We start from the raw sequence: 24,088 nt of genomic DNA, 5'->3' as shown, positions 1-24,088 counted from the left end.
GTTATACAATTTAGGTTATAAAAATCACTAGAATATGGACAGTTTCGAATTTAATAAAATTGCTGCAGGAATACTAGTTACTGCTTTGTTAATAATTGGTTTAAATCAATTCGCAGATTTTATTTATCACGTAAAAAAACCTGAAAAACCTGGTTACAAAGTTGAGGGTGTTGTTGAAGCAAAAACAGCAGGTAATAAAGGTGAAGTTAAAAAAGAAGAAAAATTAGCTGATATAAAAGTTTTATTAGCTTCTGCTAATATTGCTGCAGGAGAAAATGTTTTTAAAAAATGCGCAGCATGTCATACCAACACTAATGGTGGAGCAGTAAGAATTGGGCCTCCGCTTTGGGGTATCGTTGGAAAAAAAGCTGGATCACATCCTGAATTTAAATACTCTTCTGGATTAAGCACCCATGGAAAAAACTGGACGTTTGATGAGTTAAATGCATTTTTATATAAACCTGCTGATTACATAAAAGGAACTAAAATGGCATTTGCAGGTCTTGCAAAAGATGAGGATAGAGCCAATGTCATCGCTTATTTAAATAGCATTAGCAGTTCACCTCTTCCGCTTAAATAATAAGATTATTATTCTCTATCTTTAAATATATAAATTTTTCTAATGAAAATTTCTTATTTAAAAAAAATTAACAAATATTTTAGTCCACTAGCACATCCAAAATCATTAAGAATGTTGTTCTTTGGTTTTTCAGCGGGTCTGCCTATTCTTTTAATTTTTTCAACATTATCTGTCTGGTTAGTAAAAGCTGGAGTTAATAGAGCTACCATAACTTTATTTAGTTGGGTAGGATTTGCATATTCATTTAAATTTATTTGGACGCCTGTTGTAGATAATATCAAGTTACCACTTTTAAATAGTTTAGGTCATAGAAGAAGTTGGTTGTTGCTATCTCAGCTAATGATTATTTTTTCTTTAATCTTCATCTCTTTTACTGATCCTAAAAATTCTCTCATCTACACCACGATAGGGGCAATCTTAATTGCCTTCTCAAGCGCTACACAAGATATTGTAATTGACGCTTTTAGAATTGAATCTGCTTCAAAAGATCTTCAGGGGGCTTTGTCTTCTATGTACCTAACAGGTTACAGAATAGCGATGATCGTTGCTGGCGCTGGAAGCTTATGGATTGCTTCTTATTTAGGAACTGAAGTTTATGATCCAAAAGTATGGCAAACCGTATATCAAGTAATGGCTCTACTAATGTTAATTGGAGTTATAACAATTATTTATTCTCCCGAACCAAAAATAAAAAGAAATATTGAAAATAAGAATTCACAAAAAACAAAATTTTTTATTGCATTCTTATTAGCAATTTTCGGTTTCGTATTATGCTATATTTATTTTAAAGATCTATTTAACGGAAAAGATCCTTTTATAAATTTTTTAAATGAACTTATTAAAATTATTGCGTGTCTATCTGTATTTCTTTTTATTATATTTTTACTTATCAAAATAAAATTTGTTAATAAAAACTCTGCCTCAAACGCATACGCAAAACCTGTTTTAGATTTTTTAAAAAGATACGGTTCTAAAGCAACTGCAATATTACTACTGATTGGCTTATATAGAATTTCAGATGTTGTTCTTGGCGTTATGGCAAATGTATTTTATATTGAAAAAGGATTTTCAGTTGCTGAAATTGCAACCTACTCGAAATTCTTTGGAACCATTGCAACTATTATTGGTGGTATTATTGGTGGACTTGCGGCCGTTCATCTTGGAATGATGAGATCCTTATTTATTGGAGCGCTTATTTCATCTCTTAGTAATTTATTGTTTGCATGGCTTGCAATTATTGCTGTGGATATAAAAATATTAGCCTTTGTTATTACAGCAGATAATATCGCTAGTGGGTTTGCTGGGGCAACTTTCATAGTTTATCTTTCGTCACTTACTTCTGTTAAGTTTACAGCTACACAATATGCATTATTTAGCTCTGTAATGTTATTTTTGCCTAAGCTTATCGCTGGTTATGCGGGAAGTTTTGTAAATCTTTTTGGATATCCAACATTCTTTACATTTACTGCAATTATTGGAGTTCCTGTACTATTCTTAATAGTGTGGATAAATAAAATTGTTAATATTAACAAAAACTGATTTACAGTAATATAATCAGAACATATATCTGGGTTGTGAAAAAAATATTTTTTATAACTACTTTTATAATTCTTAGCGCTGGTTTTGCCACTGCTCAAAATAATCAAATTAAATTCCCATTAAAAAAAGCAGATTATCTTTCAGGTAAAAAGAAGGAAGTTGAAGCTGCTTGGACACAACAATATGGGAAAGATGAAATTAATTTTGATGAATTTGCTGGAAAAATAATAAAAGCTGAAGAGGAGAAAGTTAAAAGTTATATCGCTAATGTAAAAGCTACACTTGATAAAGATTTTAAAACTTTTAGTAATAATAAAAGTACTCTATCTAAATCTGATTACGTAAACGCAGTAACGAAAATAGAAGAGACTACTTTTGACTCAGAAGATACAAATAAAGATGGAGTTGTTACTGAGGAAGAACATAAAACTTTTCTTGCTAAGCAGAAAAAACCTCTAGCAACCGCTCCTGCTCCTAAAAAATAATTTAATTTAAAAATAGATTTTAATTATAACAAAGTTATCTGTTATTATTTCTATAATTTTTTAATATTATGTTACTTACAGTTAAAAATCCAGTCGCAAATATTTACAAAAAAAACAATCAGAAATCTGAACTTGTAACTCAAATATTATTTGGAGAGAAATTCTTAGCTCAAGAAAAAAATGGTTTGTTTTATAAAGGTTACAGAAGTTATGATAAATACAAAGGATTCATTGAAATAAAGGATTTAGATTTAGATAAAAGAAAAAAAACACACAAAATTACTTCTAGTAAATGTTTTTTATATAAAAAACCAAATCTTAGAACTAAATTAAATAAAAAAATATTTTTTAACTCGAAAATATCTATATTAAACCAAAAAAATGGTTTTGTTCAAATAACTCTGGGTTGGATTTTAAAAAAGAATATTAAACCTATAAATTTTAAAAAAAAACACTTTTGCGACAATTTTAAAGTATATCTAAATAGTAAATATTTATGGGGTGGCAACAGTCCCGAAGGATTGGATTGCTCTGCTTTTGTGCAGGAGCTGTTAAAATTTAATAATATATATTCTCCACGCGACTCTAAAGATCAAGAAGTATTCTTTAAAAAAAAAATTACTATTAATAAAATAATGAAGGGAGATTTATTATTCTGGAAAGGTCATGTTGCAATCGCCTTAAATAATAAAAAATTAGTACATGCGTTCGGTCCCAGAAAAAAAGTAGTTGTAATGGGAATAAAAGAAACTATTAAAAGGATATATTTAAAATCTAAATTGCCACTTCTGTGTATTAAGCGTATTAAAAAAAATTAAGCAGCATTTATGAGTAAAATAAGAACATTTTTCAAAGTGATTCGGTCATATTTTATGCACGCTTTGTTCTTGGGCAATAACAATAGGTAGTATCCAAAAAAAACCTGACACTAAAAAAATGTCTTTATTAGAAAAAAAAATTATAGCTGTTTTAGGCCCCACAAATACCGGCAAAACTCATTTTGCAATTGAAAGAATGCTTCAGTTCGGCTCTGGTATAATTGGATTTCCTCTTCGTCTACTTGCAAGAGAAGTTTATGAGAAATGTATAAAAATTATTGGACCTGAAAAAGTTGCACTAATTACAGGTGAAGAAAAAATTATTCCTCCTTATGCTGATTATTTTTTATGCACGGTAGAATCTATGCCTTTAGATATTAATGCCGAATTTGTTGCGGTTGATGAAATTCAAATGTGCGCAGATCCTGAAAGAGGTCATATTTTTACCGACAGATTACTAAATATTCGAGGAGATAAACTCACAATGTTTCTTGGATCTAATATTATGAAAAACATAATAGAAAAATTTATTCCGGAAGCTGAGTTTATTTTTAAAAATAGATTTTCTAAACTTTCATATTCTGGACATAAAAAAATTTCTAGATTGGCTGGAAGAACAGCAATCATTGCATTTTCTGTAGATGAAGTTTATGCGCTTGCAGAATTTGTCAGACGTCAAAGAGGTGGTGCGGCCATCGTTATGGGTTCCTTAAGTCCAAAAACAAGAAATGCTCAAGTTGAATTATATCAATCTGGTGATGTTGATTTTCTAGTTGCAACTGATGCGATAGGCATGGGCATTAATATGGATATTGATCATGTTAGCTTTAATAACTTAAATAAATTTGATGGACGAAGAAATAGACATCTTAGATTGACTGAGATTGGTCAAATTGCTGGTCGAGCAGGAAGATATATGAATGACGGAACTTTTGGTATCACTGGAAAATGCGATGAATTAAATCCTGAACAAATTGAAAAGTTAGAAAATCATCAATTTGATAGTGTTATAAATATTTATTGGAGAAATTCTAATTTAGATTTTTCTAGCATAGAAAATTTATTAAATAGTCTTGATAAAAAACCTAATGATCTAAGCCTTTTAAGAAGCAAAGATCTGCTAGACGAAAACGTCTTAAAAACTCTTGTTATAAAGAATAATCAAATTAAAATTAATTATAAAGAAAATGAGCTTGCTACTTTATGGGAATGTTGCCAAATTCCAGATTTTACAAAGAGTTCTCACAATCAGCACATTGATATTGTTAAAAAAGTTTATGAGTTCTTAGTGTCCGATAGAAGAAAAATACCAAATGAATGGATGAGAATTCAATTAGCGGGTCTAGATAACGATTCTGGAAACATTGACACTATTGCAAACAGAATTTCACACGTAAGAACATGGGCTTACGTTTCGTATAAAAAAAATTGGGTGGAAAATAGTGATTATTGGATCGCTAAAACAAAAGATATTGAAGACAAACTTTCCGTAAAATTGCATGAAGAGTTATCAAAAAGCTTTGTTGATAGAAGAATAAGCATTCTTTCAAAACACTTAAAGCAGGATGCAAAATTAGAAACAAAAATTTCAGAAAAAGATGAAGTAATTATTGATAAACAATTTATTGGAACAATTAAGGGATTAAAACTTAATTTAGATTTTTCAAGCACAGCTCTTCAAACTGATATCAAATCTATAAAAAAAGCTGCTCGCCAAGGGGTTACTGAAGAATTAAAAAAAAGAATTGAGGACATTATAAAATCAGATCTAAGTTCTGATGTTTTTGAATTAAAAGATGACTTTAAAATTCTTTGGAAAGGAAATCCAATCGCAGTTATTATTCCAGGAAAAGACTATTTAAATCCAAAAATAAAATTATTAATCGATGACTCTTTAGATGTTGAAGAGCAAAACGAATTAAAAATTTATTTAGAAAAATGGATAAATAAAGAAAAAAATCTTTATTTAAGAGATCTAATAAAAATATCTAAAATTAATTTAGAAAATAGTTATGCACGAGCTCTTTATTTTAGATTATTTGAAAATCATGGAGTATTAAAAAGAGTAGAGAATGAAGATTTATTAAAAAATCTAGACAAAGAACAGAGAGCCATAATTAAAAAAGCTGGAATTAAAATAGGCAGATATCATATTTATCAGCCGCTAATGATTAAGCCAAAAGCAGTAAATTTAAAAATAATTTTTTGGAATTGTTTTAATAATAGAACTAAGCAAGAAAAATGTCCTACGTTTGGATTAAATTTTCTTAAAAATTTTGAAACATCAGATAAGACATTTTTATTAATTTGTGGATTTGAAACTTTTAAAAATTATATTGTCAGAGTTGATATGTTAGAGAAACTTTTTATAAAAATTTTAAGCTCTACAAATAATAATAAATTTTCTATATCTGCTGAAATGCTTAACCTTCTTGGATGCAGCAAAGAAGATTTTGAAAAATTATTAAAATTAATGAACTACACAAAAGTAGAGAAAGATAAAGATTTATATAGTTATAATTTTAAACATAAAGATAAGAAGAAGCACAAAGATCATGTCAAAAAAAATTATAACAACCCATTTGCTTCTTTAAAGAATTTGTCTTTAAATAACTGAACAATAAATTATATTATAAAAACTAATTATGACTTACGTAGTTAACGAGAACTGTATTAAGTGCAAACTGACTGACTGCGTAGAAGTTTGTCCTGTAGATTGTTTTTACGAGGGCGAAAACATGCTAGTTATTAATCCTGATGAATGCATAGACTGTGGTGTTTGTGAACCGGAGTGTCCTATAAATGCTATTGAGCCAGATACAAATAAAAATACTGAAAAACTAGTTTTATTAAATAAAGACATGTCTGCAAAATGGCCAAACATTAATAAAAAAAAAGACCCCTTACCTGATGCAGATAAATATAAAAATACACCTAACAAACTTGAAAAATACTTTAGTGATAAGCCTGGTCCTGGTAATAAATAATCTTGTAAGCTTGTATTAAGTAATCGGATACTATATTAAGCGCCACATGGAATTTCTAAAAAAAATCATAAAGAAAAAAGCAAAAGATAAGAAAAAAGATTTACCTGCTAAGAAAAATAAAAAAATTATATTAGAAAAAAAACCTGTAAAAGTTATAAAAAAAGAAGTTCCAAAAAAAGAAAAAACTCCTGTAGAAATTAAGCCAAAAGGCAAACGTGGCAGACCCAAGAATCCAGAAACATTAAAAAATACTCCTGTAGCAGGATCAAATTTAAAAGCCACATCATCAAATCATGCACCTGTTAATGAAATTATAGAAATTAAAAAAGTTGCTAAACAAGAATCCGATAAAAAAATCTACAAAATAAAAGATCATGTTATTTATCCAAAACATGGTGTTGGACAAATCGTTGCTGTCGAAACAAGCGTGATTGCCGAAATTGAAATGACTTACTATAAAATTCAAGTTACCAAAGATAAATTAGTTTTAACTATACCAGTTAATCAACAAGGAAACTTGAGACCAATATCAAGCGTAAATCAAATTAATAAAGCTATATCTATATTAAAAGGAAAACCAAAAATCAGAAGAACTATGTGGAGCAGAAGAGCGCAAGAGTATGATCAAAAAATTAACTCTGGTGAGATTTATCAAATCGCAGAAGTAGTTAGAGATTTAAATAAAAATACAGAAATCCCCGTAGATCAATCTTACAGTGAGAGACAATTATTTGAAAAAGCTTACGATCGTTTATTGGGGGAAGTTGCAATCGGATTAGCCATTAGTGACGAAGATGCTAAAAAGAAATTAGATAAGGCGCTTGGGAAAAAAGAAGCAGTAACTGCAGAGCCCATATAAAAAAAACGCCCTTCAATAAAATTTGAAGAGCGTTTTTCTTGAAAACTAAAAGAACTATCTTCTTCTCTTTGTTGCTTTCTTAGCTGGCTTTCTTCTAGAAGATTTTCTCTTCTTAGTAGTTTTTTTAGCTGCTTTTCTTTTTTTAGCCATTTTTTTCTCCCGTTACGTTAATTTTCACTTAAATAATTTAAGTGATTCGTATTTATAAATACTTAAAAACATATCGATTAGTAAGTCAAATTGTTATTTGTTGATCAAAATTTCAAAAATGAATCAATTTTTTTTTGATTCATTTTTTATTGGTTTACAATACTTTTTTAATATTTTTCTATAGCAAAATATTATTTATATTATGTACAAGTGCACTCGTAGCTCAGTTGGATAGAGTACAAGTTTCCTAAACTTGGTGTCAGAAGTTCGAATCTTCTCGAGTGCACCAGATTAAAAATAAAGTTTTTCTAGTTGATCCCCAAAAATTTTTTTAATTTGATGTCGTCTTATCTTCATTGTTGGAGTTAACATTTCATTCTCAACAGTAAATGGAGCATCAATAATTATAAATTTCTTTATTTTTTCAATAATACTAAGTTCATCGTTAACTTTGTTAATGATGAATTGTATTTTACTTCTCTTATCTTCTATCTCTTTTTCGACAACAATTAATGCAACTAGATAATTCTTTTTATCTCCGTAAATATAACTTTGAATAATATCTGGATAATTTGATAGCAAATTTTCTATCTTGCTTGGGGCAATATTATCCCCTCCGGCATTAATTATAATATCTTTTTTTCTATCGGTAATTTTTAAATAACCCTCATTATCAATTTCACCAATATCACCTGTATGTAACCAGTCATCTTTTAAAACTTTATCTGTTTCTTCTTTATTATTCCAATAACCAATCATAACATTTTCGCCTTTAACTAAAATTTCTCCATCTTCAGCAATTTTAACTTCCACATCTTTAAAAATTGTTCCAACTGTATCTACTTTGATTTTATTTATTGGATTGGCACTGATAATTGGTGAAGTTTCCGTGAGGCCATAGCCTTGCAAGGTTGATAATCCTAAAGAATTTAAAAAAATACCGACGTTATAATCAAGAGGTCCTCCTCCGGATATAAATGCTTGTATTTTTCCCCCAAATTGATTCTTTATTTTTCTCCTAACTATAAAATCCAAAATATAATTAAGAAGTTTCTCAAAAGTATTCATGGGTTTATTTAAAAATTTTTTCTCTCCTAAAGCTAATGTCTTTTGAAAAATAATTTTTTTAAAATTGCTTTGTGTTTGTAAGTTAATTTTAATTTTATGCATAAGATTGGTATAAAATCTTGGCACAGCTGTCATGATTGTTGGTTTTGCTATTTTCAAATTTGATAATAATTTATCTAAACTTTCAGAATAAAATATTTTGGCACCTAAACTTAATTGAGCAAATTGAACTGTATGCTCATAAGAATGTGATAACGGCAACCAGGTCAAAAAAGTATTTTTTTTTCCCTTAGCAAAATCTAAAAACTCTAAAGCGCCTTCGCAGTTTTTTAATATTCCTCCATGTGATAACACAACGCCTTTTGGTGTTCCTTGTGTTCCTGAGGTATAAATAATGCACGCAGGGTCTTGTCTATTTAAATTTTTATTGTTCTCAAAAAAAAAACTTTGTTCTTTTTCAAAATCTATTTCTTTATTTAATATCTCGAAAAAATTAATAACATTAGGCGGGATATTTTTTTCGCATTCATTAAAAAGAATTATAAAATTAAAATTATAATTAATTCTTTTTGCTGCTAATAAAATATTTTTCAATAAATTAGAACTAGAAACAATTAATCCAACAGGTTTGCTGTCATTAATAGTAAAGGCAAAATCATTTGCTGTGTAAGTTGTGTAATTAGGAACTGTTATTGCAGAATTCAATAATATTGCGAGATCAGCAATTAACCACTCGGGTCTATTTTCCGAAACTAATAATACCCTGTCTCCCTTTTTGAGATTTTTACTGTATAAAAAATTAGCAAATTTGAGAACGTTATTCCTGGTGTCCTGCCAAGTATAAGTCTGAAACTTTTTTAAGTTCAAATTGTTAAATAATAAATGATCTTCTTTTTTATGGTTTTCATATTGTGAAAATAGAATTTCATTTAAATTTTTAAAAGTCGAAATCTGCATAAACACTATTCTATACTTTTTTAGATTACTTATCCCAGCCTAGTTATTTTAGGTGCTAATAATAAAATTAAATATATAAGCTAATTTTAAATGAGATCTTTATATAATAAAATTTTACTTATCTCGGGCAAGAAACAGTCTGAAAAATTTCTATATTTTATAAGTTTTATTGAAAGTAGTGTTTTCCCAATACCGATTGTTCTTCTCATGATACCTGTGCAATTAGTAAAAAGGCACAAAGCAATATCTATTGGATTTTTTGTAACCCTGTTTTCAGTATTAGGTGGTGCTCTTGGTTATTATTTGGGTTATTTTTTTTATGACACTATTGGTGCATCTGTTATCAGTTTCTATGGTTATCAAGAATCGTTTATTAAATTTACTAACTCAATTACAAAAGAAATGGAATTTTGGATTGTGTTCTTCTATGCGTTCACTCCTCTTCCTTATAAATTACTAACTATAGGTAGTGGTTTTGTACAATTTAACTTTTGGATATTTATTGTTGGAAGTCTAATTTCTAGAGGAATTCGTTTCCTTACAATTAGTTTTTTAATATTAAAATTTGGTGAAAAAATTAAATTTTTTATAGAAAAATATCTAAATATTTTATCTATTGTAAGTGTAATTTTATTATTGATTATTTTTCTTATAATAAAATATTTATTTTAATTGGTGCGGAAGGAGGGATTTGAACCCTCACACTCTTGCAAGCAATAGATTTTGAGTCTATCATGTCTACCGTTCCATCACTTCCGCAAGTATTTTTTTATTTTTTATTAATAAAACTAATCTTTATTAAAATTGCAAGAAGCAGCCAAATAATGAAGGCTTCCCCGTGACTCATGCGATAAGATGCTCCAAAAATCTTAGCAATACCAACGACCGCATAGAAAACCACTGGTGATACTACTAATGATATGAGAAATTGCTTAATATCAAATTTTAATTCCATTTTTTAATTATATAAATTCAAATATACTTAACAACTTAAATGTTAAAAAAACTCTTAAATGATTTAATTAAATTAGCAGGCCATAAAAGAGCTAAATATTTTTTAGCTGGGTGGTGTTTTATGGAAAATATATTTTTTCCAGTACCCTCTGACTCAATTGTAATTCCAATGTCAATTTCAAAACCAAAAAAATGGTTTGAGACATTTGCAATTGCAACAATAGCTGCATTTATAGGAGCTCTAGCTGCTTACGCAATTGGTCATTACATGTTTGACAAGCTTGGAGTTTATATTTTTGATTTGTCTGGGGTATCTAATCCTGAAAAATTTTTGGCTATCTTTCACAAAAAAAGCACAATGATAGGATTTGCATTTATATTATTTATTTCTGGGTTTACTCCACTTCCATTTAACTTATTGGCTATAGCAAGCGGCTTTGTGTCTTTTAACTTTCCACTATTTGCCGCTACTGCTCTTTTTACTAGAGGCTCAAGATATTTTTTTTTGGCTTATTTCTTTTCAAAATATGGACCAAAAATTCAAGAACATATCGAGAAAAAGTTCACAACATTCTTAATCTGGATAATTGTCAGTTTCATTATAGTTATCGGAGGAATGTATTTATTTTATATTAAATTCCCACATTACTTCGCTGCTTGAACAATAAGACTTATAAATATTTTTTATTCATTATATTAATAAATATTTTTATTATTTCCGTTACGCTATTCATTCAATATTTTTTAAATATTAAACCTTGTATTTTGTGTCTTTATGAGCGTTATCCATATTACCTAATATTATTATTTTGCTCTTTATTTTTTTTAAATAATAATTGGAAAAATCAGTTAATTATTTTAATTTTTTTTACTTCAATAGGAAGCTTCATTCTTGCTGGATATCATGCAGGAATCGAATATGGATTAATAAACGAATTATCCAGTTGCAAAGTTAGTGCTAACAATAATCTTTCTAAGGAGATATTATTCAAAGAATTAGAAAACAAACTGTCTTCATCATGCAAAGAAGTGGGTTTTAAATTATTTGGTCTATCTTTGGCCTCTATTAATACTATTGTTTCTTTGGCTCTTTCTATTTTATATTATAAAATATTTTCATGGATAAAAAACGAAGCCAAATAGCTGAAATGATTAGAGTAAACCACGCTGGAGAACGTGGTGCTATCAAAATATATGAAGGGCAACTAAAAGCTCTTCAATTATTAAATAAAGATCCTGAATTACAGAATACTATTAAAGATATGCGTGATCATGAATTGGAGCACTTAGAATTTTTTGAAAATCAAATTATTGAACGAAAAGTTAGACCAACTGCTCTTCTTCCTTTGTGGGATGTCCTTGGTACGGCTCTTGGTTTTGGAACTGCCTTACTTGGTAAAAAAGCTACCGCTTTATGCACTTCTGCTGTTGAAGAGGTTATAGGTGATCATTATGGGGAACAAATAAATATTCTATCCAAAGAATATGAAGAAGAAAAAGAACTTAAAAATAAATTTATTAAATTTAGAGAAGAAGAGCTCGAGCACAAACATACCGCTGAAGGTCTGGGGGCCAATAATGATGGTTTATATTCTATTTTAGATATTTTAATAAAAAATAGCTCTAAATTGGCTATAACAATTTCAAAAAAATATTAACTTTCGAGTTTAACGTCCCAGTATAAATAATCTAACCAACTTTGGTGTAAAAAATTTGGTGGAAAAAATTTTCCATTATGATGTAATTCTTCTACTGTTGGACGATAAGGTTTCATTTTTGGAATCATTCCGATAACATGAGGAAGCTTTCCTCCTTTTCTTACATTGCATGTACAACAAGCAGATACAACGTTTTCCCAACAGGTGATGCCGCCCTTAGATCTTGGAATTACATGATCAAAAGTCAAATTTTTTTGACTACCGCAATATTGGCAGGAAAATTTATCTCTTAAAAAAACATTAAATCTTGTAAAATTTGGAAATTCTGAAGGTTTTATATATTTTTTCAATGAAATTACGCTTGGTAATTTCATTGTAAAAGACGGACTTCTAATTTCTCGATCGTATTCCGAAACTATTGTTACTCTATCTAAAAATACATCACGAACAGCATCCTGCCAGCACCACAATGATAATGGATAATAACTTAATGGCCTATAATCCGCATTTAATACTAGGGCTGGACACTTATCGAGAGGTACAGTGTTGGATTCAGTAATAATCATTTAATACATTAATTGATATACCAATGTTATTGATAATCAAAATATTTTTTATTTATTAATGTTGATAAATTCAAGACCTAAGCTCAGTCCTTGTGTTGGAATTGAGTGACCACAACCTTTAAAAATTTTAGTTTTTAGATCAACTTTATTTTTTGTTAAGAAATTTTTAGCTTCCATCATGTCTTCTAGAGGAACAATATTATCTTCATCTCCATGCATTAAAAAAATTGGCGGTCTAGATTTAATATTATTTTCTAAAATACTTGGATCATAAATCTTACCTGAATAACCAATAACTCCTGCGATTTTATTAGGATTTGTTAATGCATAATGCAAAGACAGCATAGTTCCTTGGCTAAATCCTACCAGAAATAATTTTGAATAATCTAAACTTAAGTCTTTAAGTTTAGCATCAATAAATTTTGTTAATTGTAATACTGAACTTTCTAATTCTAAATCAACATTTTTAATATCTGGATTCATAAGGTTAAACCATTCAAACCCTGACGGATTTACTGAACAAACATTTGGTGCGTTAGGTGAAGTAAAATAAAAATCTGGTAAAAACCTTTGCCAATAATTTCCAATATTAATTAAATCTTTTCCATCTGCTCCATATCCATGACAAAAAACTATTAAATAGTTTGCTTTAGTCGAAATCTGAGCCAAAGAAGTTGATCTTAAAAATATATTTTCATTAATTATTTTCATTAATATTTTATTTTATATAATTTTAACTGTTTTATGATAACTATTTCTTAATGCCAAATTTTAGTCGTATTGTTATAGCGATTGCTTTAATTGTTGTGTTGATAATTCTTTTACGTGGGCTGAAATCATTTTTCGTTGGTGGTAATATTGATGAAAAAAGAAAAAGTAACAAACTAATGCAATTGAGAGTTTTTGCTCAGTTTATTGCTATTATTATAATAATGGCTCTAGCCTACTTTTATAAGAAATAATTCTATAAGTTCTTTAACCAATTAATAAATTTTTCATCTGCGAAATCTATAGAACCTATTACCCTCGCAATTTCTTTGCCATTTCGATCTATAATTAACGTTGTTGGCAATCCTCTTAATCCAATCTTACTAGCTAAAACATAATCAGGATCATAGTAAGTAGAAAAATTTTTTATCTTTAAATCGGCAAAAAATTTATCAGTTTTTTTCTTATTTATTTTTTCAAGATCAATAGCAAATATTTTGATTTTATCTTTTCCCATGACATTAACTAACTTATCGATAGAAGGCATTTCTTCTTTGCAGGGCACACACCAGGTTGACCAAAAGTTAATTAGAGTTATCTGATGTTCAAATTTATTAAACTTTAATTTTTTACCTGAGAAATTTATAAATTCTTCACCGATGATTTCTTTTGGTATTTCGTGCACAACTATATTCTTAAAAGGGAGGTTTTTAATGGGTTGTGATAAAGACTGATTAGTAATAAATAATAATAAACAAGCTAAATAAACTAAATATTTTAAAAAATTGCGTAAAAAAAACATAGTTTAATTTTATATATCATTAAGAATATGACTAAAGGAAATAAAAATAAAGTGTGGGGTACGAGAGTTAAAAAACCCACATCAAAACTTTTGCAATCAATCAACTCTTCTATTGATGTAGATAAAAGATTGTTTAAGGAAGATATTGACGCATCTATTGCGCATTGTGAAATGCTTTCAAAGCAAAAAATAATAAATAGCAATTCTGCTAAAAAAATTATCTATGGGCTTAAAAAAATAAAAATTGAGATCCAAAAAAATAAATTTGAATTTAAAAAAGAACATGAAGATATTCATTTAAATATAGAAAAGAGATTATTTGAAATTATAGGAGATCATGCTGGATTCCTTCATACCGCTAGATCAAGAAATGACCAGGTGGTAACAGATTTTAAACTATGGGTAAAAAAATCTGCAAATATTATTGATAAAAATTTAACTTTGCTCATCAAAAGTTTTTTAAATAAAGCTAAAAAAAATATTGATGTAATTATGCCTGGATTTACGCATCTTAAGAATGCGCAGCCAGTCTTATTCTCTCATTATTTATTAGCTTATGTAGAAATGTTTAAGAGAGACAAAGTAAGAATTAAAAGTTTTTTAGAGAATATTAATGAAAATCCATTAGGATCCGCAGCTCTTGCTGGCACTTCTTATAATATTGATAGACACTTTACTTCAAAAAAACTGGGTTTTAAAAAACCTACTAACAATTCTATTGATTCAGTTTCTGATAGAGATTTTGCTATTGAGTTTTTATTTATAGCATCTTTATGTTCTGTGCATCTTTCAAGACTTGCTGAAGAAATTATTATCTGGAACTCTGATCTAGTAAATTTAATTACTCTTGAAGATAGCTTATTAACCGGATCTTCAATTATGCCGCAAAAAAAGAATCCAGATTCTGCAGAATTAATTAGAGGAAAAACAGGAAGAATATTTGGGCAATTGTCTTCAATGTTAACTACAATGAAAGGCTTGCCGCTTGCTTACTTCAAAGACATGCAAGAAGACAAGGAAAGTGTATTTGATGCTTACGATACTCTTTTATTAAATATTCAATTAGCCACTGAATTAGTGGACGGAATAAAACCTAATAAAGCAAAGATGTTAGCTGCAGCAAAATTAGGATTTACTACAGCAACAGACTTTGCGGATTATTTAGTAAAAAAGGGAATGTCTTTTAGAGATGCACACAAAAAATCAGCAACTCTTGTGAATATTGCAGAAAAAAATAACCAAACTCTTGATGAATTAGATTTTTCAATAATAAAAAAAGTTGAAAAAAGCGTAGAAAAAGATGTGTTAAAAATGTTTGATTTAAAGAATTCAGTTAATTCAAAAAAATCTTATGGCGGAACATCACCGTTTAATGTTAATAAAATGATAAAAAAATATCAAAAAGAGTTTAAATGATTAGAGTTTTATTAATATTATCAACATTATTTTTAACAACATCTTGTGGGGTTAAAAACAATCCTGTGTACCAGTCTTTTAACAATAATTTTGAGAAAAAATTTTTAGAAACTAAAATTGATATCAAAATCATTTAATGAATTTTTTAAAATTCAAAAATAAAAGATTACTTCTTGAAAATATTGCTATATCAAAAATAACTACAAAAATTAAAACTCCTTTTTATCTTTATTCTTTAAATCAATTAAAACAGAATTTTAACAATTTTAAAAAATCTTTTAAAAAAGTTAATCCAGTTATTTGTTTTTCGGTTAAATCAAATTCAAATATAAAAATTATATCTGAGTTAAAAAAATTAGGCTCAGGTGCAGATGTTGTATCTCTTGGTGAATTGAAAATAGCTCTTAAGGCAGGGATTGTTCCAAAAAAAATAGTCTTTTCAGGAGTTGGTAAAACAGAAGAAGAATTAGACTTTGCAATAAAAAAAGGGATCCTTCTAATTAATGCTGAATCAGAAAGTGAAATAAAAATAATCAATAAAATTGCTAAAAAAAATAATAAAATTGTTTCTGTTGGAATAAGGATAAATCCAAACGTTTCTGCAAAGACTAATAAAAAAATATCTACAGGGAAAAAAGATAATAAATTTGGCGTATCAATGAATACTTGCTTGGAAATATTCAATAGCCAATATCATTATGAATATATTAAATTTGAAGCAATTAGTGTTCATATCGGTTCACAAATTATGGACGTAAATCCCTTTAAAAAAGTTTTGTCTAGTCTTTCAGACTTTAATAAAAAAATTAATCAACTAGGTATAAATTTAAAATATGTAGATTTGGGGGGTGGCACCGGCATTCCTTATTCTCAATCTGAAAGACCTTTCAATCTAGGAAAATACTCAAATCTTGTTCTAAAGTTTAAGAAAATTAATAATGTAGAAATTATATTTGAGCCTGGTAGATCCGTGTGTGGCAACTCAGGAATATTGGTTTCTAAAATTATATATCTAAAAGATATACCTGGTAAAAAATTTATAATTATTGATGCTGCAATGAATGATCTGATGAGACCCGCTCTTTATGGTGCAAAACATGAGATTTATCCATTGCTAAAAAATAATCTTATAATTAAAAAAAAAACTGAATTTGTAGGTCCTGTATGTGAAAGTTCAGATACATTTATCACTTATAATAAGTATCAAAAACTTAACGAGGGAGATTTTGTTTGTATTAACAATATTGGGGCTTACGGAAGATCTTTAGCTTCAAATTATAACACAAGACCTTACTCAGCTGAAATTTTAATTAACAAAAATACTTATAAAATAATTAAACAAAGACAAAAATTAGAATCTTTAATTAATTAAATGCATTTTTTAAGATCTTTAGTTTTTAACTTTGCCACTTATTGTGGATCTTTTTTTTCAACACTATTAGCATTGCCAACTTTAGTAATGCCTAAATCAGCCATGCAATGGCTCGCTCGCATGCTAGGTTTTTATATTATTTTTTGTGTAAGGTTTATTATAAATACAAAAATAATATTTAAAGGATTAGAAAATATACCTAAAGATAGAAGATTTTTTGTGGCATCTGCTCACCAGTCTATTTGCGAAACTTTTGTATTTAATGCTGTGTTAGATGCTCCTATATTTATTGTTAAACAAGAATTATTTAAAATTCCATTTTATGGCTGGTGTATAAAAAAATTAGGATTTATTGGAACACAAAGAGAGAAGGTTACTAAAGACCATTTATTTTTTTTAGAAAAAACAACTGAAACTATTCATAAAGAAAGATTCCCTTTAATAATTTTTCCTCAAGGAACAAGAATTAAAAACAACGAAAGAGTACCATTGAAAAAAGGTGTTGCAAGAATTTATGAAAGAGCAAAAGTTCCATGCATACCAGTTAAATTAAATACAGGAGACGTTTGGCCTAGAGATAGTTTTTTTAGATTTCCTGGAGAAATTTGCATTGAATTCAAAAAACCAATCGAACCAGGTCTTAATATGGTTGATTTTATGAACAGTCTTGAAAAGGGAATCTACGAGTAATTCTTTATACTAAATTAGCAGCACTACTTGTCTTGACCGGCTTTAACGATTTCTGCTCTAATCTTCCTAGTTTTAGAAAATAGTTTAAATAATTTATTGCCATCTTTTCTTAAAATTGCCCTTCTTAAATTATTTAGATCTAAATTAAATTTATCTAACATATAAAGAATTTGTTTACGATTATTAAGAGCAATATCTCTCCACATCGTAGGATCCGATGATGCTATTCTTGTAAAATCTCTGAATCCACTTGCGCTGTATTTAATAACTTCTGATTTTGTATCTTTTTCGAGATTGGCTGCTGTGCCTACAATATTGTAGGCAATTAAATGAGGAATGTGACTTGTAATTGCCATGACTTTATCGTGATGCTCAGCTGACATGTGTTGAACTTTGCTGCCTATTTTTGTCCAAAACTTATTAAGTTTTTTTAAAGATGCAGAATTTTTTTTATTTATTGGAGTAATAATGCACCATCTATTTTTAAATAAATCAGCAAAACCAGATTCTGGTCCACTTTTTTCTGTTCCTGCTACTGGATGAGCAGGTATCCATATAGTATTTTTATTAATTACACCGCTAACAACGTTCTTTGCAAAAATTTTTGCAGAACCAACGTCTGTTAAAATACATTCTTTTTTTAAATCATTTTTAATAGATAAAACTATATTTTTGTAAGAGCCAAGAGGTGTGCAAATGATAACTAAATCCGAATTTTGAACACTTTTTTTTAAATTTGATTCAATATTTTTAGTAATTCTTAATTTTAAAACTTTTGTTAAAACAGATTTAGAAGAATCATGGGCGACTAAGATTTTGCATAAATTTTTGCTTTTAATAGCTCTTGCAATCGAAGAACCTATTAAACCCATTCCTATTATTGTTATTTTTTTAAACATCAAAAATTCTATTAAGAGTTTTCAAAAAAGAACTATTTTCCTTGCTATTACCAATTGTCACTCTTAGTGCGTTGGGCAATCCATATCCTTTCATTTTTCTTAGAATAATCTTAGATTTAATAAATTTATTATAAACATTATCAGCAGTAATTGTTTTGTTATCAAAGCGCATTAAAAAGAAATTAGCTACTGGCGTATTTGTTAAAATTCCTAAGTTTATAAAATTTTCAAAAAAAATATCGGCCCACTTAGAGTTGTGATCAACATTTTTTCTTAACCAGGATCTATCATTTATGGCTTCAACACCTGCTTTTTGCGCTGCAGAATTTACATTAAAGGGTGGTTTAATAAGCTTCATTGCTTGAATCAAATTTTTTGAAGCATACCCCCAGCCAAGTCTTAGACTAGCAAGACCATATATTTTAGAAAAAGATCTAGTAACAAGAACATTATTACAATTTCTGAACAAATCTAAACCAGAAGTATAATCTTTATTAACAACAAATTCAGAGTAAGCGTCATCTACCACAAGCAAAATATTGCTGCGTAATTTTTTTCTCAACAACAGCATTTCTTGTTTGTCTAGATAGGTTCCGGTTGGATTATTTGGATTGGCTAAAAAAACTATTTTAGTTCGAGAATTAACTTTTGCTAATATAGAATTTATATCAGCCTTTAAATCATCTTCTTTAGCAAGGATTACTTTGCCTCCAAAAATCTTTGCGTAAATTCTGTACATTAAAAAACTGTACTCAGTGACAATAACTTCATCATTAGGAGTTAAAAATAACTGACAAGCTAAACTAATAATCTCATCCGAGCCATTGCCAATAATGAGATTATTAGGATTTAACTTAAAATTTTTTGATATTGTTTTAATTAAATCATTTGAATTTCCATCGGGATATCTAGATATTCTTTTGCTGTGTTGAATAAATGCTGAAATAGCCTTTTTGGAAGGCCCTAAAGCAGATTCGTTCGCAGAAAGCTTTATTGGATTATTAATATTTTTAATCTGAGATAATCCACCCACATATTTTAAATTATTAAAATTTTTAAATTTTAATGGCATATTTTTGTAAATATTTGACAATATTATTTTTTAATTAACATAATGCTATTGTGGTTGATACTATTTATAAAAATAAATCTTCTAAAATTTTTAAAAACAACAGTAACACAAGCAATAAAAGCAAATAAATTGACAAGAAATTAAGCCTAAGATAAAAATTATTTGCGCTGATTTACCGAATTGCGAGCGCAAACAAACAGCTAAAAAGGTAAAAAATTACTTTAGTATTAAAGTAATTTTTTAGTTTAAATGAAATTAGAATCAAAAATAGTCATAGATCTTATAAAACCTTTTTCAAAAGTCCTTGATGTGGGATGTGGTGATGGAAGTATAATGCTACATCTTAAAAAAGAAAAAAAAATTGACGCTCGAGGCATTGAAATAGATCACGAAAAAGTAAAAGAAAGTTTAAGCAAAGGTCTATCTGTTGTAGAGGGCGATGCTGAAAAAGATCTAATCAATTACCCAGATCAATCTTTTGATTACGTAATTCTAACTCAAACTTTACAGGCCTTTTATAACCCTAGAAAAGTTCTTCATGAGCTTTTGAGAATAGGAAAAAATGCAATTGTTTCTATTCCTAACTTTGGTTATTGGAAAGTTAGATTTAGTTTATTACTAAAGGGCAGAATGCCTGTTACAAAAACATTGCCTAACACATGGCACGACACGCCAAATCTACATATGTGCACTATTAAAGATTTTTTTGATTTATGCCGTGATGACAAAATTCATATCATAAAATCAATTGCCGTTACTCAAGAAAAATCTTCTGTAATTACAAATCTAAATTTAGAAATAAAAAATCTTTACTCTGAATTTGGAATATTTTTAATTAGCAAAAAGAATTAATTATTCTTTAAATTATGAATATTCATATTATCCCGTGTCTAAAAGATAATTATGCTTATATTATTGAAAATGAGAAAACTAAAAATGCATGCGTTATAGATCCTTCTGAATCTGGACCAGTTTTAATTTTCTTAGAAAAAAATAAATTAAATTTAAAGTATATACTTAACACCCATCATCATGCCGATCATATTGGTGGCAATCTTGATCTAAAAAAAAAATTTAATGCAAAAATATTGGGATTTATAAAAGATAAAAATAGAATTCCAGGAATTGATATTGCATTGAATGATAAAGAAATATGGAACTTTGAAGGATCTGACGTTCTAGTAGAGCACGTACCAGGACATACATCTGGTCATATATTTTATTATTTTAAAAACGAAAATTCTGCTTTTACAGGTGACACTCTATTCTCTTTTGGTTGTGGAAGATTATTTGAAGGCTCTTACAAAGAAATGGTGGATTCTTTAAAAAAAATTAAGTCTCTTCCTAGAAAAACAAAAATATTTTGTGGTCATGAATATACTATTTCTAATTTAAAATTCTGTATGGCAGTTGACAAAAAAAATTCCGAATTAAAAAAAATATATAATCAAATTAATAATAATATTAATAAGAATTTAACAAGCATGCCTGCTAATCTAGATGAAGAAATAGAACTAAATATATTTCTTAAATTTGATAATTTAGAATTTAAAAAGAAAATAGGATTTGAAGATCTAAATGAGGTAGATTTTTTCAAGAAGATTAGAGACTTAAAAGATAACTTCTAAAAGCCAATACACTCAAGCATAATCGCAATCTTGACAAGCTAAGGTGGCTATATATATTGCCCAGACCTAAAAGAAATTACATATGACTTTTGCAGTAATCAAAACCGGCGGTAAACAATATAAAGTGTCAGCAAATGATACTATTAGAATTGAGAAGCTTGACAACGAGGCTGGAAAAATATTTGAATTTAAAGAAGTTCTTTTAACAGCAGATAATGAAATAACGGAAGTTGGTTCTCCAAGTGTTGATGGAGCATATGTTGAAGCAGAACTTTTAAAACAAACAAGAAACGACAAAATAATTATTTTCAAGAAAAGAAGAAGACAGAATTCAAGAAGAAGAAGAGGTCATAGACAACATGTTTCTATAGTGAAAATATTAAAAATTTATGGTAAAAGTGGAAAGCTTTTGTCTGAAGCTAAGAGTGCAACAGTAGAGAAAAAAGCTGAAACTAAAGTAACTACTAAAAAGAAATAGATAAAAACAATGGCAACAAAAAAAGCTGGCGGCTCGACGAAAAACGGACGCGATAGTGCCGGTAGGCGACTTGGTGTCAAAAAATTTGGTGGTCAAACTGTCATAGCAGGAAATATTATTATGAGACAAAGAGGAACAAAAATGTTCCCAGGTAATAATGTTGGTATGGGAAAAGATCATACTATTTTTTCTAAAGTAGACGGCATAGTAAAATTCGAGACAAAAAAACTCGGAAGAACTTACATCTCAGTAATCCCTCTATAAACTCAGTTTATTTTTAAACTGAGATTTCCATTAATAATCGAATAATATGATTGTATGAAATTTTTAGATCAAGTTAGAATTATAATTAAAGCTGGTGACGGAGGAAACGGCTGTGTTGCTTTTCGAAGAGAAAAATTTATTGAATTTGGAGGTCCTTACGGAGGAGATGGTGGTGATGGTGGGTCAATAATTGTTAAAGCTGTTAATGGATTAAATACTTTAGTTGATTACCGTTTTGCTCAACATCATAAAGCTGAAAATGGATCTAACGGTTCTGGAAACAATAGAAAAGGACACGGTGGAAAAGATTTAGTTTTAAAAGTTCCTGTTGGAACTCAAATATATGAGGAGGATAAAAAAACACTACTATTTGATTTAACAAACGAAAATCAAGAGTACGTCATAGCTAAAGGAGGAAAGGGTGGACTTGGTAATTCAAAATTTAAAAGTTCCACAAATAGATCTCCTAGGAAGTTTACTCCTGGAAAAATAGGAGAAGAATTTATAATTTGGCTTGAACTAAAATTAATTGCTGATGTTGGAATTATTGGTTTTCCAAACGCTGGAAAGTCGAGTCTTCTTTCAATATCGACAAGAGCCAGACCTAAGATTGCGAATTATCCTTTTACAACTCTCAATCCAAATCTTGGGGTTGTTTTTGTTGATAATAAAGAAATAATTATTGCCGACATTCCTGGCCTGATCGAGGGTGCTCATTCTGGTTCAGGATTGGGTGATAAATTTTTAAAGCATATAGAAAGATGTAAAAGCATCATTCATATGATTGATATTAACGAGGATGATTTAGTTGGAAAATATAAAATTATTAGAAATGAACTTAAGGAATTTAACCCTGAATTAATAAAAAAGAGAGAACTTATTGTTTTTAACAAGATTGATTTAATTGATGAAGAAGAAAAGAAAGAAAAAATAATGAATTTTACTAAAAAAATTAAGAAAAAAGTTTATGATATATCTGTTGAAAAAAAGATTAATATAAACAATTTACTACGAGCTATTTAAATGGACGTCTTAAAATATAAAACCATTGTAATTAAAATAGGTTCTGGCCTTATTGTTGATGGTAAAAACAAAGTTAAGAAGAACTGGTTTGATAAATTAATCGAAGATATTATTTTTTTAATAAAGAAAAATAAACAAGTTATTATTGTTTCTTCTGGAGCAATAGCATTGGGTTGCGATTTATTAAAAATAAATAAAAAAAATATAAAACTAAGTCAATTCCAAGCAATAGCAGCTATTGGGCAGATTGAATTAATCAATCTTTTTAAAAAAGCATTTGAGAGAAAAAAAATTAAAGTTTCTCAAATATTACTTACTTTAGAAGATACTGAAGAAAGACGAAGATCGCTAAACGCAAAAGAAACGATCAATAATTTGTTAAAAATGTCTGTAATACCAATCGTAAATGAAAATGATACCGTTGCTACTTCAGAAATAAGATATGGGGATAATGATAGATTGGCAGCACGAGTTGCTCAAATATGTAACGCTGACTGCCTAATTATGCTTTCAGACATCGATGGTCTTTATTCTGCTGATCCAAAGAAAGATAAAAATGCAAAAATAATTAAAAAAGTAACAACTATTAATAAGTCTATTGAAGCGCTTGCCTCCGAAAGTATTAGTTCTTACGGAACTGGTGGAATGATAACAAAAATTAAAGCTGCAAAAATTTGTATGCAGTCTGGTTGTGACATGATTTTAACAAGTGGAATGATAAATAATTCTATAAAAAATATTATTAAAAATAAAAATTATACATTGTTCGAATCTCAATCTTCTTCTTTAAGCGCAAAGAAGCAATGGATCTTAAATTCAATTGCAACGAAAGGTTCCGTTAAGATTGATGAAGGAGCTGAAAAAGCATTAAAGAATGGGAAAAGTCTTTTACCAATAGGGGTAACAGCTATTGATGGAAATTTTAATCGCGGTGATGCTATTTATATTATAAATTCCAAAAATAAACGTATTGCAACAGGTATTAGTGCTTATTCTAGTGCAGATGCTAAAAAAATTATTGGATTTAAAACTGATAAAATTAAAGAAATTTTAGGTTATGTTAGTAGAGGAGAAATAGTGCACATAAATAACTTAGTTCATCAAAAAGAATAAAT

Annotated in this window: 29 protein-coding genes and 2 tRNA genes; 22 read left to right on the top strand and 9 right to left on the bottom strand. The window is 28.5% G+C overall.

Going from position 1 to position 24,088, the window contains the following annotated elements; translation table 11 throughout:
* The first annotated feature begins 34 nt into the window (after nucleotides 1-34).
* The 8 genes from AC8IG9_RS01485 to AC8IG9_RS01450 all read left to right on the top strand — a co-directional run bounded on the left by AC8IG9_RS01485 (nucleotide 35) and on the right by AC8IG9_RS01450 (nucleotide 7,707).
* Complete coding sequence (locus AC8IG9_RS01485) at nucleotides 35-580, top strand: c-type cytochrome (RefSeq protein WP_507425055.1); 546 nt, start codon at nucleotides 35-37, stop codon at nucleotides 578-580.
* 42 nt (nucleotides 581-622) lie between these two features.
* Nucleotides 623-2,119, top strand: a complete 1,497-nt coding sequence (locus tag AC8IG9_RS01480) for an AmpG family muropeptide MFS transporter (RefSeq protein ID WP_507425054.1) — start codon at nucleotides 623-625, stop codon at nucleotides 2,117-2,119.
* A gap of 35 nt (nucleotides 2,120-2,154) precedes the next feature.
* Nucleotides 2,155-2,604 carry a hypothetical protein gene (locus AC8IG9_RS01475; RefSeq protein ID WP_507425053.1) on the top strand — a complete coding sequence of 150 codons (450 nt, stop codon included), beginning with the start codon at nucleotides 2,155-2,157 and terminating at the stop codon, nucleotides 2,602-2,604.
* A gap of 68 nt (nucleotides 2,605-2,672) precedes the next feature.
* Nucleotides 2,673-3,422, top strand: coding sequence for a C40 family peptidase (locus AC8IG9_RS01470; RefSeq protein WP_507425052.1), 750 nt, complete (start codon nucleotides 2,673-2,675; stop codon nucleotides 3,420-3,422).
* Between the two features lie 118 nt (nucleotides 3,423-3,540).
* A complete protein-coding gene (locus AC8IG9_RS01465) occupies nucleotides 3,541-6,039 on the top strand; it encodes a helicase-related protein (protein ID WP_507425051.1) in 2,499 nt (832 codons plus the stop codon).
* 28 nt (nucleotides 6,040-6,067) lie between these two features.
* Entirely contained in the window at nucleotides 6,068-6,409 is a 342-nt protein-coding gene (fdxA, locus tag AC8IG9_RS01460) for a ferredoxin FdxA (RefSeq protein WP_507425050.1), read from the top strand.
* 46 nt (nucleotides 6,410-6,455) lie between these two features.
* The gene (locus AC8IG9_RS01455; protein ID WP_507425049.1) at nucleotides 6,456-7,268 is read left to right on the top strand and encodes a CarD family transcriptional regulator; all 813 of its coding nucleotides are present in this window, start codon (nucleotides 6,456-6,458) and stop codon (nucleotides 7,266-7,268) included.
* Nucleotides 7,269-7,630: 362 nt separating this feature from the next.
* Nucleotides 7,631-7,707: transfer RNA gene (locus tag AC8IG9_RS01450), tRNA-Arg, on the top strand.
* A gap of 2 nt (nucleotides 7,708-7,709) precedes the next feature.
* Here AC8IG9_RS01450 and AC8IG9_RS01445 read toward each other — a convergent pair.
* The gene (locus AC8IG9_RS01445; RefSeq protein ID WP_507425048.1) at nucleotides 7,710-9,443 is read right to left on the bottom strand and encodes an AMP-dependent synthetase/ligase; all 1,734 of its coding nucleotides are present in this window, start codon (nucleotides 9,441-9,443) and stop codon (nucleotides 7,710-7,712) included.
* Between the two features lie 90 nt (nucleotides 9,444-9,533).
* Here AC8IG9_RS01445 and AC8IG9_RS01440 point away from each other — a divergent pair, with 90 nt between their 5' ends.
* Nucleotides 9,534-10,115 (top strand): YqaA family protein, encoded by a 582-nt coding sequence (locus AC8IG9_RS01440; RefSeq protein ID WP_507425047.1) that lies wholly within the window; start codon nucleotides 9,534-9,536, stop codon nucleotides 10,113-10,115.
* Nucleotide 10,116: 1 nt separating this feature from the next.
* Here AC8IG9_RS01440 and AC8IG9_RS01435 read toward each other — a convergent pair.
* Both AC8IG9_RS01435 and AC8IG9_RS01430 read right to left on the bottom strand, forming a co-directional pair.
* Nucleotides 10,117-10,202 (bottom strand) — tRNA-Leu (locus AC8IG9_RS01435).
* Between the two features lie 10 nt (nucleotides 10,203-10,212).
* Nucleotides 10,213-10,398, bottom strand: coding sequence for a hypothetical protein (locus AC8IG9_RS01430; protein ID WP_507425046.1), 186 nt, complete (start codon nucleotides 10,396-10,398; stop codon nucleotides 10,213-10,215).
* A 39-nt stretch (nucleotides 10,399-10,437) separates the two neighbouring features.
* Between AC8IG9_RS01430 and AC8IG9_RS01425 the strand changes: the two genes are divergently transcribed.
* The 3 genes from AC8IG9_RS01425 to AC8IG9_RS01415 are packed head-to-tail and all read left to right on the top strand — an operon-like array spanning nucleotide 10,438 to nucleotide 12,055.
* On the top strand, nucleotides 10,438-11,058 hold the full coding sequence (locus AC8IG9_RS01425) for a YqaA family protein (RefSeq protein WP_507425045.1): 621 nt from the start codon (nucleotides 10,438-10,440) through the stop codon (nucleotides 11,056-11,058).
* On the top strand, nucleotides 11,055-11,540 hold the full coding sequence (locus tag AC8IG9_RS01420) for a disulfide bond formation protein B (protein ID WP_507425044.1): 486 nt from the start codon (nucleotides 11,055-11,057) through the stop codon (nucleotides 11,538-11,540). Before AC8IG9_RS01425 ends, AC8IG9_RS01420 begins: the two co-directional genes overlap by 4 nt.
* Nucleotides 11,516-12,055 carry a demethoxyubiquinone hydroxylase family protein gene (locus tag AC8IG9_RS01415; protein WP_507425043.1) on the top strand — a complete coding sequence of 180 codons (540 nt, stop codon included), beginning with the start codon at nucleotides 11,516-11,518 and terminating at the stop codon, nucleotides 12,053-12,055. The genes AC8IG9_RS01420 and AC8IG9_RS01415 overlap by 25 nt, the downstream gene beginning before the upstream one ends.
* Here the strand turns inward: AC8IG9_RS01415 and AC8IG9_RS01410 are convergent.
* Both AC8IG9_RS01410 and AC8IG9_RS01405 read right to left on the bottom strand, forming a co-directional pair.
* A complete protein-coding gene (locus tag AC8IG9_RS01410; RefSeq protein ID WP_507425042.1) occupies nucleotides 12,052-12,621 on the bottom strand; it encodes an HNH endonuclease in 570 nt (189 codons plus the stop codon). The genes AC8IG9_RS01415 and AC8IG9_RS01410 overlap by 4 nt on opposite strands.
* Before the next feature lie 48 nt (nucleotides 12,622-12,669).
* Nucleotides 12,670-13,332, bottom strand: coding sequence for an alpha/beta hydrolase (locus AC8IG9_RS01405; protein ID WP_507425041.1), 663 nt, complete (start codon nucleotides 13,330-13,332; stop codon nucleotides 12,670-12,672).
* 50 nt (nucleotides 13,333-13,382) lie between these two features.
* Between AC8IG9_RS01405 and AC8IG9_RS01400 the strand changes: the two genes are divergently transcribed.
* On the top strand, nucleotides 13,383-13,583 hold the full coding sequence (locus tag AC8IG9_RS01400) for a twin transmembrane helix small protein (RefSeq protein WP_507425040.1): 201 nt from the start codon (nucleotides 13,383-13,385) through the stop codon (nucleotides 13,581-13,583).
* Nucleotides 13,584-13,585: 2 nt separating this feature from the next.
* Here AC8IG9_RS01400 and AC8IG9_RS01395 read toward each other — a convergent pair whose 3' ends face one another.
* Entirely contained in the window at nucleotides 13,586-14,131 is a 546-nt protein-coding gene (locus tag AC8IG9_RS01395; RefSeq protein ID WP_507425039.1) for a TlpA family protein disulfide reductase, read from the bottom strand.
* 27 nt (nucleotides 14,132-14,158) lie between these two features.
* Here AC8IG9_RS01395 and argH point away from each other — a divergent pair, with 27 nt between their 5' ends.
* On the top strand, nucleotides 14,159-15,547 hold the full coding sequence (argH, locus tag AC8IG9_RS01390; protein ID WP_507425038.1) for an argininosuccinate lyase: 1,389 nt from the start codon (nucleotides 14,159-14,161) through the stop codon (nucleotides 15,545-15,547).
* Here argH and AC8IG9_RS01385 read toward each other — a convergent pair.
* Nucleotides 15,540-15,680, bottom strand: a complete 141-nt coding sequence (locus tag AC8IG9_RS01385; protein ID WP_507425037.1) for a hypothetical protein — start codon at nucleotides 15,678-15,680, stop codon at nucleotides 15,540-15,542. The two genes, argH and AC8IG9_RS01385, sit on opposite strands and share 8 nt — an antisense overlap.
* Before the next feature lie 3 nt (nucleotides 15,681-15,683).
* Here AC8IG9_RS01385 and lysA point away from each other — a divergent pair, with 3 nt between their 5' ends.
* Together lysA and AC8IG9_RS01375 are read left to right on the top strand one after the other, a co-directional pair.
* Nucleotides 15,684-16,919 (top strand): diaminopimelate decarboxylase, encoded by a 1,236-nt coding sequence (lysA, locus tag AC8IG9_RS01380; protein WP_507425036.1) that lies wholly within the window; start codon nucleotides 15,684-15,686, stop codon nucleotides 16,917-16,919.
* Complete coding sequence (locus AC8IG9_RS01375; protein ID WP_507425035.1) at nucleotides 16,920-17,609, top strand: lysophospholipid acyltransferase family protein; 690 nt, start codon at nucleotides 16,920-16,922, stop codon at nucleotides 17,607-17,609.
* A 23-nt stretch (nucleotides 17,610-17,632) separates the two neighbouring features.
* On the opposite strand, the gene AC8IG9_RS01370 is transcribed toward AC8IG9_RS01375, so the two are convergent.
* The gene (locus AC8IG9_RS01370; protein ID WP_507425034.1) at nucleotides 17,633-18,508 is read right to left on the bottom strand and encodes a prephenate/arogenate dehydrogenase family protein; all 876 of its coding nucleotides are present in this window, start codon (nucleotides 18,506-18,508) and stop codon (nucleotides 17,633-17,635) included.
* Nucleotides 18,501-19,601 carry a histidinol-phosphate transaminase gene (gene hisC, locus AC8IG9_RS01365; protein WP_507425033.1) on the bottom strand — a complete coding sequence of 367 codons (1,101 nt, stop codon included), beginning with the start codon at nucleotides 19,599-19,601 and terminating at the stop codon, nucleotides 18,501-18,503. The genes AC8IG9_RS01370 and hisC overlap by 8 nt, the downstream gene beginning before the upstream one ends.
* Nucleotides 19,602-19,829: 228 nt before the next feature.
* Here hisC and metW point away from each other — a divergent pair, with 228 nt between their 5' ends.
* The 6 genes from metW to proB all read left to right on the top strand — a co-directional run bounded on the left by metW (nucleotide 19,830) and on the right by proB (nucleotide 24,086).
* Complete coding sequence (metW, locus tag AC8IG9_RS01360; RefSeq protein ID WP_507425032.1) at nucleotides 19,830-20,432, top strand: methionine biosynthesis protein MetW; 603 nt, start codon at nucleotides 19,830-19,832, stop codon at nucleotides 20,430-20,432.
* 14 nt (nucleotides 20,433-20,446) lie between these two features.
* Nucleotides 20,447-21,208, top strand: coding sequence for a hydroxyacylglutathione hydrolase (gene gloB, locus AC8IG9_RS01355; protein WP_507425031.1), 762 nt, complete (start codon nucleotides 20,447-20,449; stop codon nucleotides 21,206-21,208).
* Nucleotides 21,209-21,290: 82 nt separating this feature from the next.
* The gene (rplU, locus tag AC8IG9_RS01350; protein WP_507425030.1) at nucleotides 21,291-21,686 is read left to right on the top strand and encodes a 50S ribosomal protein L21; all 396 of its coding nucleotides are present in this window, start codon (nucleotides 21,291-21,293) and stop codon (nucleotides 21,684-21,686) included.
* A 9-nt stretch (nucleotides 21,687-21,695) separates the two neighbouring features.
* Nucleotides 21,696-21,950, top strand: a complete 255-nt coding sequence (gene rpmA / locus AC8IG9_RS01345; protein ID WP_507425029.1) for a 50S ribosomal protein L27 — start codon at nucleotides 21,696-21,698, stop codon at nucleotides 21,948-21,950.
* Nucleotides 21,951-22,004: 54 nt separating this feature from the next.
* A complete protein-coding gene (gene obgE / locus AC8IG9_RS01340) occupies nucleotides 22,005-22,973 on the top strand; it encodes a GTPase ObgE (protein WP_507425028.1) in 969 nt (322 codons plus the stop codon).
* Nucleotides 22,974-24,086, top strand: a complete 1,113-nt coding sequence (gene proB / locus AC8IG9_RS01335; protein ID WP_507425027.1) for a glutamate 5-kinase — start codon at nucleotides 22,974-22,976, stop codon at nucleotides 24,084-24,086. It abuts the gene before it with no gap.
* Nucleotides 24,087-24,088 lie beyond the last annotated feature (2 nt).

It is taken from the genome of Candidatus Allofontibacter sp. (assembly GCF_040404065.1).
In the GTDB taxonomy this organism is placed as follows: Bacteria; Pseudomonadota; Alphaproteobacteria; order Pelagibacterales; family Pelagibacteraceae; genus Fontibacterium.
The sequence above is the reverse complement of the archived record's forward strand: the minus strand, read 5'-3'. Positions and strand labels throughout refer to the sequence as shown.

What these genes read in the sequence shown, in the direction of transcription:
- AC8IG9_RS01400 (WP_507425040.1), top strand. Translation starts at nt 13,383, where the DNA reads ATGCCAAATTTTAGTCGTATTGTTATAGCGATTGCTTTAATTGTTGTG.
- fdxA (WP_507425050.1), top strand. Translation starts at nt 6,068, where the DNA reads ATGACTTACGTAGTTAACGAGAACTGTATTAAGTGCAAACTGACTGAC.
- rplU (WP_507425030.1), top strand. Translation starts at nt 21,291, where the DNA reads ATGACTTTTGCAGTAATCAAAACCGGCGGTAAACAATATAAAGTGTCA.
- AC8IG9_RS01465 (WP_507425051.1), top strand. Translation starts at nt 3,541, where the DNA reads ATGTCTTTATTAGAAAAAAAAATTATAGCTGTTTTAGGCCCCACAAAT.
- AC8IG9_RS01445 (WP_507425048.1), bottom strand. Translation starts at nt 9,443, where the DNA reads ATGCAGATTTCGACTTTTAAAAATTTAAATGAAATTCTATTTTCACAA.
- obgE (WP_507425028.1), top strand. Translation starts at nt 22,005, where the DNA reads ATGAAATTTTTAGATCAAGTTAGAATTATAATTAAAGCTGGTGACGGA.
- rpmA (WP_507425029.1), top strand. Translation starts at nt 21,696, where the DNA reads ATGGCAACAAAAAAAGCTGGCGGCTCGACGAAAAACGGACGCGATAGT.
- AC8IG9_RS01385 (WP_507425037.1), bottom strand. Translation starts at nt 15,680, where the DNA reads ATGATTTTGATATCAATTTTAGTTTCTAAAAATTTTTTCTCAAAATTA.
- AC8IG9_RS01395 (WP_507425039.1), bottom strand. Translation starts at nt 14,131, where the DNA reads ATGTTTTTTTTACGCAATTTTTTAAAATATTTAGTTTATTTAGCTTGT.
- AC8IG9_RS01430 (WP_507425046.1), bottom strand. Translation starts at nt 10,398, where the DNA reads ATGGAATTAAAATTTGATATTAAGCAATTTCTCATATCATTAGTAGTA.
- AC8IG9_RS01440 (WP_507425047.1), top strand. Translation starts at nt 9,534, where the DNA reads ATGAGATCTTTATATAATAAAATTTTACTTATCTCGGGCAAGAAACAG.
- AC8IG9_RS01480 (WP_507425054.1), top strand. Translation starts at nt 623, where the DNA reads ATGAAAATTTCTTATTTAAAAAAAATTAACAAATATTTTAGTCCACTA.
- proB (WP_507425027.1), top strand. Translation starts at nt 22,974, where the DNA reads ATGGACGTCTTAAAATATAAAACCATTGTAATTAAAATAGGTTCTGGC.
- AC8IG9_RS01455 (WP_507425049.1), top strand. Translation starts at nt 6,456, where the DNA reads ATGGAATTTCTAAAAAAAATCATAAAGAAAAAAGCAAAAGATAAGAAA.
- AC8IG9_RS01405 (WP_507425041.1), bottom strand. Translation starts at nt 13,332, where the DNA reads ATGAAAATAATTAATGAAAATATATTTTTAAGATCAACTTCTTTGGCT.
- AC8IG9_RS01425 (WP_507425045.1), top strand. Translation starts at nt 10,438, where the DNA reads ATGTTAAAAAAACTCTTAAATGATTTAATTAAATTAGCAGGCCATAAA.
- argH (WP_507425038.1), top strand. Translation starts at nt 14,159, where the DNA reads ATGACTAAAGGAAATAAAAATAAAGTGTGGGGTACGAGAGTTAAAAAA.
- lysA (WP_507425036.1), top strand. Translation starts at nt 15,684, where the DNA reads ATGAATTTTTTAAAATTCAAAAATAAAAGATTACTTCTTGAAAATATT.
- gloB (WP_507425031.1), top strand. Translation starts at nt 20,447, where the DNA reads ATGAATATTCATATTATCCCGTGTCTAAAAGATAATTATGCTTATATT.
- AC8IG9_RS01370 (WP_507425034.1), bottom strand. Translation starts at nt 18,508, where the DNA reads ATGTTTAAAAAAATAACAATAATAGGAATGGGTTTAATAGGTTCTTCG.
- AC8IG9_RS01485 (WP_507425055.1), top strand. Translation starts at nt 35, where the DNA reads ATGGACAGTTTCGAATTTAATAAAATTGCTGCAGGAATACTAGTTACT.
- AC8IG9_RS01375 (WP_507425035.1), top strand. Translation starts at nt 16,920, where the DNA reads ATGCATTTTTTAAGATCTTTAGTTTTTAACTTTGCCACTTATTGTGGA.
- metW (WP_507425032.1), top strand. Translation starts at nt 19,830, where the DNA reads ATGAAATTAGAATCAAAAATAGTCATAGATCTTATAAAACCTTTTTCA.
- AC8IG9_RS01470 (WP_507425052.1), top strand. Translation starts at nt 2,673, where the DNA reads ATGTTACTTACAGTTAAAAATCCAGTCGCAAATATTTACAAAAAAAAC.
- AC8IG9_RS01415 (WP_507425043.1), top strand. Translation starts at nt 11,516, where the DNA reads ATGGATAAAAAACGAAGCCAAATAGCTGAAATGATTAGAGTAAACCAC.
- AC8IG9_RS01410 (WP_507425042.1), bottom strand. Translation starts at nt 12,621, where the DNA reads ATGATTATTACTGAATCCAACACTGTACCTCTCGATAAGTGTCCAGCC.